This is a genomic window from Nocardia sp. NPDC004722 (genome assembly GCF_053601505.1).
Genome location: NZ_JBSGBY010000242.1, coordinates 1 through 11,615 on the forward strand (window position 1 = coordinate 1; position 11,615 = coordinate 11,615).

The following is an 11,615-nucleotide window of genomic DNA, read 5'->3' on the forward strand; positions in this document are numbered from 1 at the left end:
CACCCGAACCCACCCGCCACCCCTGCTACCCCTTCCAACCCAACTGCTGAAGAGGTTGCGGGGCTTAAAAGTGGTTGCCCGCAGCACACGGCTCTGCTTGACTGCCGCGAATGCGTACGCAATTGAGTGGACGATTCAGCGCCGCCGATCCCTAGCGCCACCGGAGACCCCGGTGGGCAGCGCTGGAGTCAGCATGTCCCGAACCTTCCACCACATCCACCCGAAGTACCGCAATGCCGTTGCAGCACAAACGCGCTACGCATATTGGGTCCACTACGGCCACGGACACAATGGCGGCAAGGGCATCCGCTACCGTGCCAACCGTTTCGAGCGAACCGCACGCGCCGACTTGCGTACCTACGCCCGCACCGTCGTCGGAACACACCGCGCCGGCGGCGATGTCGATTCCCTCCGCACCCCTGACGCCCGCCCCCGACACCGGGCAATCTGGGAATACTGGTGACTGCGCAGTTTCTATGATCCCGCCACGGTCTCAACAGTAGATCCGCTCACAGGCAGTGCCCGGTCCGCTAAGAGCCCACAGTACGAACGACGAAGGCCCGGTCCTGGTGGACCGGGCCTTCGTGTCAGTGGACATGGCAGGAACTTATTCGAACCGGACCGATCTGCTCGGTCGCTTCGCTGAACTGCGGCAACGGATCGAACGAAGCCGAACGCGCAAGCCGCAACTAACCCGCCAGAGAGCGTCTGGCGGACCGAAGAAGCAGCTGACGCTCGAGGAAACCACCCAGATCGTGACGGCGCATGAGGCAGGTGCGTCGATCACACAACTGAAGGCCAAGCACCACATGGCCAAACGGACTGTGACAAAGGTACTGCGGGAGACTGGGGTAACGATCAGGCCCCCCGGAGGGCAACCCCGGCTTGCTATACAAACGATGGAAACGGCAGACACGATCTAAAAGCAGGCCATTAAACGCTCAGTTCACTTGAAAAAATTCCTGCGCCCTAACTGCGCCGAACTATGGATACTATATAGACGGCCAGTAGGCTGGTTATAATAACGAGCTCGAAAGCCACAACTATCAAGACAATCAATGCCCACGACGGGTGATACGACGTCGCATACAATGCGATGGCGACAGGCGTCGGGAGGACGAAAGACAGCAAGAACACCATCACATCAACCAAGCGACGAACCCATGGCGACAGGATCCCTTTGAGGCTCGACTCCCAGGAGGTAGCCGACGAGCTACCCGCCTGCATTCTAAGATGCATTGCTATCGCCGATACTTTGTCATCATTGGCAAGATAGGTCGAGCCAAGAATTGCTGTGACCCATGGAATCAAGAGCCATGCGGCAGACTGCCTTTGACCCTGGACTGCCACAGCAGCTATCGCAGCTATCGCCACAATATTGAGATTCAAAAAAGTATCCCGCTGCTTAATTCGCTCCAATTGCTCAGATTTAAGATACTGATATTCCCCGCTCATACTGACCGCCTAATTTCGAAACCAAGCAAGAGAATCGCGCGCACGGTGCTGTCGACCATCTTTCGATCGTATTCCCTTTCCCCCTCTGACAAACTTGAATATGGCACAATACACGGATGCAAAAGAGCATGACCGCTACGTTCGGAACCATATCGCCAGCCTTCGGCGATACGCATTGATGCCCAAGTATCGTGAGCATTCTCCGCGAGCAACTCCACCAGTGAGCACAGTTCAGCCGTTAACGTCACGGCTGAGATATCCAGTGGTACTGGACGATACGACGCCATTATCCTCGAGCTTCTCGCGGCGGGCGCGGCCAGGCACATCTAATCAGCTGCACCGTACATGCGGCCGCCGCGTTTGAAGCTATCTCCTTCATGGAATCACGCGCCTCAGATTGAGTTGACTGGCCATGCTGTGCACCAGGCAGGGATCCCCCTGGCGGGGGAATGTCGGATATTCCTCGAATCATTCCAAATCCAACCTGACGCTGCAGTTCGCGAGAGTCTTGTATAGCAGCACCAGCACCAGCACCCTCCATCTCGACCGCGATAACCTTGGGGCGACTATCTATTACTGACTGAAAGAATGCTTCCGAGGGATTATCGACGACCTTGTCACCTGAGGCTACGTGACCAATGTGAATGCTGGGCGGCTTGTCCAGAAAATTGAAGTCTTGGTACCAATTGGGAAATCGTGACTCAAGCGTTGTCGCAGCACCTGAGATCGAACCATCAGTCGGACAATCGAAACTGTCGCGAGGGTTAAAACCGTGATCAATCTTCCCGTACTCGTATGCACAGATCCGATTCGCAACTACAACATCACCCAGTTTCGTATTTCCCAGACCACCGGCAACACCAACGACAAGCACATAACACGGCTCAAACGCTAAGATCGTATTTTTTACGACCATGGCGGACGCACTAGTCCCAGGACTCGAAGATAATGCAAGCACAACTACAAAAGGCGCATTATATAGGGGCGAGTAGATCTCCCCAACAGTCCAAGAATGGACATTGAGATGTGAAGCCGAGCCGGCTACGACTCTCTTATTGCTCAGACAACGATGCACTGCGTTATATTCTTCTCGCAATATTGTCACGATCGCAATATCAGCGGCAATATCGCCTGCGGAGACCGGACCGCGACCCATTGCCATCGAATCGCTAATCGATTCCCTTTGACCATCGGCCGCCCCATTACTCGGCGAGACTATTTTTCCATCCACAAACACCTCGTCAAGTTTTCCAACTATCGCCTGCACTTGCTGATCCTGCGTCATTCCACGGAGATTCTCACCCTGAAATGGCACATCAGTTCCAGAAGGACTTCCATCAAGAAAGAAGGGAAAAATCACCAACCTCCCGTCGCGAGCGAGACTTAGAGCATACCGATATTCATTTATACACCATTCACTCTCCCAAAAGGTGTCATCGATCAGCATCACGAATATTTTACTCGCGGCGATATGTCTATTAAGCGCATCCTTCCAACTCTCACCGAGGCCAATTGTATTATTGAACTTGTAATGGAAGTACGGAATATTGCTCAGATTCAATGCTTCAGCAAGATCACCTGCTACACTGTTTTGACCAGTCGAGCTAATAAATACCGGGAGAGCCTGACGCCCAATACTGTTAAAGTAACGACATCCGGATTCTAAAGTGGCGAGTTCCTTGCGGTCAACCTTGAGTCGGTTAATCTGCTCCAGTAAAGAATTCTCGAAATGATCGCCGTCATCCCAGTACATGATAAGCTCATCCGCAGCGGCTACTTCCCGCAGCGGAGCCGTTCCGAGCAGCGATGGCACCGGTAATTCATCGCTTCGGTGGGAAATTCTAAGTAACGGGATCGCCCTTCCTTGCAAGAAGTAGACAGCATGCCTCACTATTGGGTTCCCTACGTCCGCTATGACGTAGTCACACATGTCCGCTCTAAAGGCAAGGGAAAACGGATCCTCTACTACTCTCCACAGATCTTCTGATGCATCCCCGGTAAGATTCACCAATCCATCAGCGATATTTCGACGCTCACTCGGCGCCAAAGCCAAACCCACCCTTCCATGGCGATAGCTACGATCGGCCTGCACGGTGGAGATCTGTTCATGTAGCGATTTCAGAGCCGCTTTGATTCTGTCGACCGAACGGTCAAGATTATCTACGTCGAAGGCGATGTCCATCGTTTCACCCGCTCTAAAGAAGCGTGGCGAAACCCTCTTGTCCCGTAACACGATGCGCGGCTTACGTGCTTGGAAAGCCAGCGCAAATTCGTGCACCATAAACTGCGAGCACTCGTAGATCTGAACCTCAGGCCTGTAGGTCACAACTGCCACAAAGCCGGCGCTTCTGGCCATCATCAGTTCAAGAGCCGTGGTGGACAGCCGACTTGACTTTGGATCGACAGTGAACGAGAAGTTGGCATCGTGAAATAGCTTCCAGAAATGGATGTTTAGCTCACGATCCGTCTGACGGTAGCTGTGGCTGCAGTACAAGGGAACCTTCACCGGCACAGCCCCTTTCGATGACTACCGACGCCGACCAATCTTAGCGAGCAGTTCGACTCACCGAAGCACTTCAGTACTGCGCCGTGGCTACACACAGCTCATTCAGTCGGCGTCGAGCGAGTCCACCGGGAGGTCCGATCGCATAGCGGCGGACACGCAGCTCGCGCCGGTGCCATTTCCCTCACCTGTAGTTCAGCAGTCCAGTTCGAGTACGGCCCACTGAGTGGGCCCTGACAGGACACGGCGGAAACCTACTCGAACCGGACCGATCTGCTCGATAGCTTCACGGAACTGCGACGACGGATCGAACGAAGCGGACCGCGCAAGCCGCAACCATCCCGCCAGAGAGCGTCCGGCGGTCCAAAGAAGCAGCTGACGCCGAGTGAAGCTGCAGAAATTGTCGTCAAGTACGAAGCGGCGCATCGATGGCTGAGCTGAAGGTCGAGCATCACATGGCCAAGCGGACAGTGGCGAGGGTGCTACGGGAAGCGGGGGTCACAACCCCACGGAGAGGTGGGCAGCGGCAAGCTTTGAACCGACCAGGGCTCGCGGTCTGTAGTTGAGGCTCGCACCACACGGGGCGTCTCCATCGCAGTAGGGCAACAGCTCGGCCCCCAACGAGCGCCTTTGGTACGCACAGCCTTCGAGCTGTACGCCAAGGGCGACTGCGGCCTCGAACGTTTGGAAGCAACGATGGCCGATCTCGGCCTGACTGCCCGCGCCAGCGGCAAGCTCCCCGAGCGCCCAGTTTCGTTCAAACGGCTACACCAGATGCTCCAGGACCCGTACTACGCCGGCTGGATTCCGTACGAAGGTGAGCTGTACCCCGGCAGGCATGAGCCGATTGTGTCGCAGGACCTCTTCGACCGCGTACAAGACGTCATGGATATGCGTAGCCGCCCCGGTCAACGTGACCGGGTGCTTCAGCACTACCTGAAGGGTGGGTTGTTCTGCTTCCGGTGCGAACGGAACGACCGGACTGCCCGGCTGATCTACACGGAAGCCAAGGGACGCAATGGCACCCGCTACGGGTACTTCCTCTGTCGCGGGCGACAGGAAGGCCTTTGCGATCTCCCCCACCTTCCGGTCGAGCAAGTCGAGCAAGCGATCATCGATCACTACCGCACCCTCCAACTACCTGCGACGTTTACGGCGGACGTTCGCACACTGCTCGATCAGGTACTCGACGAAGAACATTCGAGCGTGCAGGAGATGCATCGCAACCTGAAGGCTCGGCTGGCGGAGCTGAACGTCAAGGAAGATCGCTTGATCGATCTGACGCTCGATGATGCCCTCCCGAAGGAAAAGATCAAGGCCCGGCTCCGGAAAATTCAGCAAGAGCGCACCAGCGTTGAGGAATCCTTGGCGACCGTTTCTGCGGAGCTGGCGGTCGGCGTTGGTGTCCTCAACCAAGCACTGGACCTCCTCGCCGACCCACAGCAGCTGTACGCCGAGGGGGACGACTCCGTTCGACGCCACCTCAACCAGACGTTCTACGAGCGGTTCTACCTCGACATCAAGGGCGTACGCGACGAGCAGCTGAAAGAACCCTTCGCCGACCTGCACAATGCAGCTAGCACACGTCAGATCTGCCACTCCAGCACCGCGAGGACCCGCCCACGCCGTAGCCGCCGAAACGAGAAAGGCGGTCCTACCGTCCCCGAGGTCCTTTCGGACCCCGGCTCGAGTAAGACCGCCTTGGTGGAGCTGCCGGGAATCGAACCCGGGTCCTCCGCCGCATCTTCAGGGCTTCTCCGTGTGCAGTTCGCTAAGCCTCTGCTCGGATCTCTCGGTCACGCGAACAAGCCGAGATGACGATCCCAGTCGCTGTTGAATGTCCTGTCCGACGCCGCGACCGCGTCGGACAGTAGAGCCCTCTAGCTGATGCCAGGGACCGGGTCGAGGGCGAACCCGGGCTGACAGACACGCTTCGTTGCTTAGGCAGCGAGAGCGTAGTCGCGCTGATTGGAATCGGCGCTTAATTGGTTACAGCGACGCTTATACGGTGGTCTCCTGCCTGCACCGACACGCTTCCCCTGAATCAACGTACGCAGTCGAAACCGTTCAGCCCCGAGTGTGTTCACTGAATCAGATGAACTCCCGGCTCTCACCGGGCTACCTATCCTAACACCGAACAAACCTTGGTTCATTCCATTAACGCGCCGTCAGCGCGAGGATGCGGGCCTCAGCCGCGCATGCCCTTGATCCGGCGGCCGAGCTCGCGGGTGATCTCGCGTTCGCTGTCGCGACGGGCCAGGTCCTGGCGCTTGTCGTAGTCCTGCTTGCCCTTGGCGAGGGCCAGTTCGACCTTGACCTTGCCGTCGGAGAAGTACATCGACAGCGGGACCAGGGTCAGGCTCGACTCCTTGGTCTTGCCGAGCAGCTTGTCGATCTCGCGGCGATGCAGCAGCAACTTGCGGGTGCGGCGCGGGGCGTGGTTGGTCCAGGTGCCGTGCCCGTATTCGGGAACGTGCAGCCCGCGCAGCCACACCTCGCCGTCATCGATCGAGGCGTAGGCGTCGACCAGCGAGGCCTTGCCCTCGCGCAGGCTCTTCACCTCGGTGCCGACCAGCGCCACCCCGGCCTCGTAGGTCTCGAGGATGGAGTAGTTGTGCTTCGCCTTCTTGTTGCTGGCGATGACCTTGCGCCCCTTTTCCTTCATAACGGTCAACTGTAATTGCCGGAGCCAGCGGTTTATTCCGCAGTGGCGAGGTCGAGGGTGACGCGGGTCATACGGCCGGGCGGAGCGGTGCCGAAAAGCGAAAAGGCCCTTCAGTTTTCACTGAAGGGCCTTTCACAGTAGTCCCGACGGGATTTGAACCCGCGCTACCGCCTTGAGAGGGCGGCGTCCTAGGCCGCTAGACGACGGGACCAGGATGCTCGCTGCGATCGTGGACCGCGGCAGCTCCGAAAGCTTATCCTGCCGCCGCCCAGCAACCAAATCGGCTGCTAATGGACGTGCGGGAGGTCCTGAAGGCCGGTAGATCAGCTCCCGGGCTCGCCCTCACGCCAGCCGCGGTCGAAGATCACGGCGAGCTTGTCGGTGATCGCGGCGTCCAGATCGATGCCGAGTTCGGCGGCCGCCATCCAGGCGCAGATGACCCGTCCGCCAGCTCGGCACCCATCTCGTCGAAAGTGCCTGTGCGGCGGGCCTGTCCGGACCACCGCCGGTAGGCACCGACGAACTCGCCCGCCTCCTCGGCGAGGGCGAGCACGGCGCGGTTCGCGGCTCCCTCGGCCGGGAATCCGGCCTCGCGCAGGCGCGCAAGGATTTCGGCCGCGACCTGCGGCATCGGCGATGTCATGACGGACCGTCCTACTGGTAGTCGGGCGGCAGATCGTCGAAGTCCGGTGGCAGCTCGTCGGGCCAGGGGATGTCGTCGGCGGGTGCGAAGTTCGACGGTGCCGGGCTTGCGAAGCGCGACCCACCGCGCGGTGCCGGGTTCGCTGCCCTGGGCGGTGCGACCGACGGTGCGGGGGTTGAGGTTTCGGCGGAACCTCCGTCGGCGGCGATCACCTCGAGTACGCCCTCGCCGTACTTGGCGCGCTTGTTCTCGCCGATGCCGGAGATGCCGGCCAGGTCGGCGAGGGTGGCGGGTTTGCGTGTGGCGATCTCGCGCAGGGTGGCGTCGTGGAAGACGACGTACGCGGGGACGCCCTGTTCCTTGGCGGTGGCTGCGCGCCAGGCGCGCAGCTTCTCGAAGAGGTCGATGTCGGACTTGCTCAGGTCAGCCGCCGGGCGGGATGCCTTGGCGGACTTCGGGGTCCGGGCCGCCTTGGCGCGTTCGGGTTCGCGCCGGAGCATGACTTCGCGCTTCTCGAAAAGGACCTGGTTGCTGGCCTCGGTGAGGGTCAGGACGCCGTAGTCACCGTGGACCGCGAGCAAGCCCTGGGCCAGGAGCTGGCGGATGACGCCGCGCCATTCGATATCGCGCAGTTCGGTGCCGATGCCGAAGACCTTGAGCTCGTGATGGGCGTGCTGTTCGACCTTGGGATTGCGCTTGCCGATCAGGATGTCGACGATGTGGCCCGCGCCGAAGCTCTGGCCGCGTTCGCGTTTCAGCCGCAGGATCGTGGAGAGCACCTTCTGGGCGGGCACCGTGCCGTCCCAGGATTCGGGGGCGCTAAGGCAGGTGTCGCAGTTGCCGCAGCGCTCCCCGGTCTGGCCGAAGTAGGCGAGCAACTGGACGCGACGGCACTGCACGGTCTCGCACAGCGCGAGCATGGCGTCCAGGTGCAGTTGCAGCTGACGGCGGTGCATGGCGTCGCCGTCGGAGGAGTCGATCATCTTGCGTTGCTGCACAACGTCACTGAGCCCGTAGACCATCCAGGCGGTGGAGGACTGCCCGTCGCGGCCCGCGCGGCCGGTCTCCTGGTAGTACCCCTCCACCGATTTGGGCAGGTCCAGGTGCGCGACGAAGCGCACATCCGGCTTGTCGATGCCCATGCCGAAGGCGATGGTGGCGACCACCACCAGCCCGTCCTCGCGCAGGAACCGCGACTGGTTCTGCGCGCGGGTCCGGTTGTCGAGCCCCGCGTGATACGGCACCGCCTCGACGCCGTTGGCGCTCAGGAACGCCGCGGTCTTCTCCACCGAATTGCGCGACAGGCAGTACACGATGCCCGCGTCCCCGGCGTGCTCGTTCTGGATGAACGACAGCAGCTGGTGTTCCGGCCGGTTCTTGGCCTCGATCCGGTACTGGATATTGGGCCGGTCGAAGCTGGCCACGAAATGCTTGGCCCGGGTGAGATCCAGCCGCTCGGCGATCTCCTTGCGGGTGGCCTCGGTGGCGGTCGCGGTCAAGGCGATGCGCGGCACGTCCGGCCAGCGCTCGTGCAGCATGGACAGGCCCAGATAGTCGGGCCGGAAGTCGTGGCCCCACTGCGAGACACAGTGCGCCTCGTCGATGGCGAAGACCGAGATCTTGCCCTTGTCCAGCAATTGCGCGGTCGACTCCAGCCGCAGCCGCTCCGGTGCGAGATAGAGCACATCCAGCTCACCGGCCACGAATTGCGCTTCGACCGTGCGCCGTTCGTCCGGGAACTGCGTCGAGTTCAGGAATCCCGCCCGCACGCCGACGGCCTGCAGCGCGTCCACCTGATCCTGCATGAGCGCGATCAACGGTGAGATCACCACGCCCACACCCGGCCGCACCAGCGCCGGAATCTGATAGCACAGCGACTTACCGCCACCGGTCGGCATCAGCACCAGCGCGTCGCCGCCGGAGATCACCTGCTCGACGATCTGCCGCTGCGGCCCGCGAAAACTGTCGTATCCGAACGTCTTTCGCAAAACCTGGTGCGCCGGATCATTTCCGGCGTCATCCAGGTTCCCGGCAATTACGGTCTCGACCTCCGGCGCGCTCACGGCCGCAATCCTACGGACAACGCCCGACAGCCTGAACCCCGTTGGCCCGTATCAGCGAAACTTCGCACCCCTACTCGCGGACGTAGTAGCGAAGTGCGGCATAGGCGGCGAGAGCGGCGAATCCGATACCGACCGGTGTGACGATGATCGCAACGGCCGCGATGTCGTCGCTCGTGATGCGTGGCAGCACCTGGTCATTGAACAGCGACCCGAGGGCGCGATTGATCACCAGCGGTTGCGCGATGAACAAACCCGCCACGGCCAGAACCGATCCCACCAGCGCCGCCAGCACCGCTTCCAGCAGGAACGGCAACTGCGTGTACCAGCGTGTCGCGCCGACCAGCCGCATGATGCTGACCTCGGTCTTCCGTGCCAGCGCCGCCACCTGCACCATATTGGCGATCAGCAGGATCGCGGCCAAGGCTTGCAGCGCCGCCAAACCGAAAGCGGCATTGCGCAATCCGACGAAGAAGCTGGTCAGCCGGTCGACGATATCCATGTCGTTGAGCACGGTGGTGACACCGGGCCGCTTGGAGAAATCGTCATAGATGGACCGGTATTTGGTGACGTCGGTCAGCTTCACCCGGAAGGAGGCGGGCAGTCCGTCCTTGCTCACCTCGTCGGCGAGCCCGGGCTGATCCTTGAAGGTGGTCTCCTTGACCTCCTTCACCGCGTCCGCGCTGTTGACGAACTGGACGTTCGCCACGTCCGAATGGTTCTTGAGATCCGACATCAGTGACGCGCACGGCTGCCCGGTGCAGTCCGGGTCGGTGCGCGAGGTCTGATCGTCGAGATACAGCCGGATCTCGACGCGCTGAACGTAGTAGTCCTGGATCTTGTCGGCCATGCGCACCGCCAGCAGCCCGCCGCCGAGCATGGTCAACGAGACCGCGGTGGTCAGGATCATGGCCAGCGTCATGGTGACGTTGCGGCGTAGGCCGGTGAAGACCTCGCTGAAAAGGAATCCCGCGCGCATTACCGGCCCACCCCGTAGACGCCCATCTCGTCGTCGCGCACGATGCGCCCGCGATCGAGTTCGACCACGCGCCGGCGCATGGCGTCGACGATGGTGTTGTCGTGGGTGGCCATCACCACCGTGGTTCCGGTGCGGTTGATGCGTTCGAGCAGAGTCATGATGTCCGCACTCGTCTCCGGGTCGAGGTTGCCGGTCGGTTCGTCGGCCAGCAACACGAGCGGCCGGTTGACGAAGGCGCGGGCGAGAGCCACCCGCTGCTGTTCACCGCCGGACAGCTCACCGGGCAGCCGATCGGCCTTACCGGCCAGCCCGACCATGTCGAGGGCTTCCGGCACCGAGCGATTGATGAATGCTCGAGATTTGCCGATCACTTCCAACGCGAACGCCACATTCTGTTCCACGGTCTTCTGCTGCAGCAGCCGGAAGTCCTGGAACACGCAGCCCATGCGCTGACGCAGCTGCGGGACCTTGCGGCCGGGCAGCTTGTCGACGCGGAAGTCGGCCACCCAGACCTCACCGGTGGTCGGTGTCTCGTCCTTGAGCAGCAGCGACATGAACGTGGACTTACCCGAGCCGGAGGGCCCGATGACGAAGACGAACTCGCCTTTTCCGATATCGACGGAGACGTTGTCCAGCGCTGGCCGCGTCGAGGTCTGATAAGACTTGGTGACGTTGCGCAGGGTTATCACGGGGAGCCAGTGTAGCCACGGCGAGCCGGTGGCCGACCACACCGCGCGGAGGTCACCTCACCTCGAGGGTGGCTCCGAAGTGTTTGGCAGATAGTTGCTGAGCATGGTGTTCACGATTGCCGGTGCGGTCTTGGACTCGTGTTCTGCGGGCTTGACGAAGATGTACAGGACGAACGTTGCTACCCACACGGCCATCAGGATCGCCGTGGACTTACGTGTTCTCACTCAAACCCTCCCGACGCAGCGCCGCGGCCACTCGCACCCGCAACTCGCGCCCGACTTCGAACTGTTTGCCCGGTAGCGTCCGGGCCACCATCTTGATGTTCATCTGATTGACGGTGAGATCTTCGACACCCATGACGCTGGGCTCGTCCAGCAGCAGGGCTTTGAGCTTGCGGTCGGCGAAGGCCTTGGCCCCCACGTCCCGCAGGATCTCGTTGACCTTGTTGATGTCGGCGGTGGCGGGTACGGGCACGTCGATGGCGGCGCGCGCCCAATCCTTCGACAGGTTGGTCACTTTGACGATCTGACCGTTCGGGACTGTTATCACTTCACCGTCGGCGCTACGCAGAGTCGTGATGCGCAACGTGACGTCCTCGACCGTACCCTCGGCCTCGGTCG

11 protein-coding genes, 1 tRNA gene, 1 other RNA gene and 1 pseudogene are annotated in these 11,615 nt (G+C 60.9%); 2 read left to right on the forward strand and 12 right to left on the reverse strand.

From position 1 onward, the window contains the following. Positions 1-193: 193 nt before the first annotated feature. On the forward strand, positions 194-463 hold the full coding sequence (locus tag ACWELQ_RS23035; RefSeq protein WP_452399113.1) for a hypothetical protein: 270 nt from the start codon (positions 194-196) through the stop codon (positions 461-463). Positions 464-969: 506 nt separating this feature from the next. Here ACWELQ_RS23035 and ACWELQ_RS23040 read toward each other — a convergent pair. Genes ACWELQ_RS23040 through ACWELQ_RS23050 form a run of 3 tightly spaced genes read right to left on the reverse strand, consistent with a single transcriptional unit; the run spans position 970 to position 3,961 of the window. Continuing rightward, entirely contained in the window at positions 970-1,455 is a 486-nt protein-coding gene (locus ACWELQ_RS23040) for a hypothetical protein (RefSeq protein WP_452399114.1), read from the reverse strand. Beyond that, positions 1,452-1,781 (reverse strand): RyR domain-containing protein, encoded by a 330-nt coding sequence (locus ACWELQ_RS23045; protein ID WP_452399115.1) that lies wholly within the window; start codon positions 1,779-1,781, stop codon positions 1,452-1,454. Before ACWELQ_RS23045 ends, ACWELQ_RS23040 begins: the two co-directional genes overlap by 4 nt. Then, positions 1,742-3,961 (reverse strand): TIR domain-containing protein, encoded by a 2,220-nt coding sequence (locus tag ACWELQ_RS23050; protein WP_452399116.1) that lies wholly within the window; start codon positions 3,959-3,961, stop codon positions 1,742-1,744. Before ACWELQ_RS23050 ends, ACWELQ_RS23045 begins: the two co-directional genes overlap by 40 nt. 627 nt (positions 3,962-4,588) lie before the next feature. On the opposite strand from ACWELQ_RS23050, the pseudogene ACWELQ_RS23055 reads away from it, so the two are divergent. Continuing rightward, positions 4,589-4,789 (forward strand): annotated as a pseudogene (locus ACWELQ_RS23055) (recombinase family protein); the annotation flags it as partial. Here the strand turns inward: ACWELQ_RS23055 and ACWELQ_RS23060 are convergent. The 9 genes from ACWELQ_RS23060 to ACWELQ_RS23100 form a co-directional block, all read right to left on the reverse strand. Next, on the reverse strand, positions 4,724-5,080 hold the full coding sequence (locus ACWELQ_RS23060) for a hypothetical protein (RefSeq protein ID WP_452399117.1): 357 nt from the start codon (positions 5,078-5,080) through the stop codon (positions 4,724-4,726). The pseudogene ACWELQ_RS23055 and the gene ACWELQ_RS23060 sit on opposite strands and share 66 nt — an antisense overlap. 15 nt (positions 5,081-5,095) lie before the next feature. Next, entirely contained in the window at positions 5,096-5,557 is a 462-nt protein-coding gene (locus ACWELQ_RS23065) for a hypothetical protein (RefSeq protein WP_452399118.1), read from the reverse strand. 103 nt (positions 5,558-5,660) lie between these two features. Further along, positions 5,661-6,033, reverse strand: a transfer-messenger RNA (tmRNA) gene (gene ssrA, locus ACWELQ_RS23070). Between the two features lie 113 nt (positions 6,034-6,146). After that, positions 6,147-6,623, reverse strand: coding sequence for an SsrA-binding protein SmpB (smpB, locus tag ACWELQ_RS23075; RefSeq protein WP_452399119.1), 477 nt, complete (start codon positions 6,621-6,623; stop codon positions 6,147-6,149). Between the two features lie 138 nt (positions 6,624-6,761). After that, positions 6,762-6,834 (reverse strand) — tRNA-Glu (locus tag ACWELQ_RS23080). 443 nt (positions 6,835-7,277) lie between these two features. Further along, a complete protein-coding gene (recQ, locus tag ACWELQ_RS23085; RefSeq protein ID WP_452399122.1) occupies positions 7,278-9,302 on the reverse strand; it encodes a DNA helicase RecQ in 2,025 nt (674 codons plus the stop codon). A 97-nt stretch (positions 9,303-9,399) separates the two neighbouring features. Then, entirely contained in the window at positions 9,400-10,305 is a 906-nt protein-coding gene (gene ftsX / locus ACWELQ_RS23090) for a permease-like cell division protein FtsX (protein WP_452399120.1), read from the reverse strand. Further along, positions 10,305-10,994 (reverse strand): cell division ATP-binding protein FtsE, encoded by a 690-nt coding sequence (gene ftsE / locus ACWELQ_RS23095; protein WP_379361040.1) that lies wholly within the window; start codon positions 10,992-10,994, stop codon positions 10,305-10,307. Before ftsE ends, ftsX begins: the two co-directional genes overlap by 1 nt. Positions 10,995-11,205: 211 nt before the next feature. After that, the coding region (locus ACWELQ_RS23100; protein ID WP_452399121.1) for a mechanosensitive ion channel family protein at positions 11,206-11,615 on the reverse strand (410 nt) is incomplete at its 5' end.

Bases quoted from the DNA above. Each gene is read 5' to 3' on its own strand.
- ACWELQ_RS23035 (WP_452399113.1), top strand. From the start codon at position 194: ATGTCCCGAACCTTCCACCACATCCACCCGAAGTACCGCAATGCCGTT.
- ACWELQ_RS23040 (WP_452399114.1), bottom strand. From the start codon at position 1,455: ATGAGCGGGGAATATCAGTATCTTAAATCTGAGCAATTGGAGCGAATT.
- ACWELQ_RS23045 (WP_452399115.1), bottom strand. From the start codon at position 1,781: ATGTGCCTGGCCGCGCCCGCCGCGAGAAGCTCGAGGATAATGGCGTCG.
- smpB (WP_452399119.1), bottom strand. From the start codon at position 6,623: ATGAAGGAAAAGGGGCGCAAGGTCATCGCCAGCAACAAGAAGGCGAAG.
- ftsX (WP_452399120.1), bottom strand. From the start codon at position 10,305: ATGCGCGCGGGATTCCTTTTCAGCGAGGTCTTCACCGGCCTACGCCGC.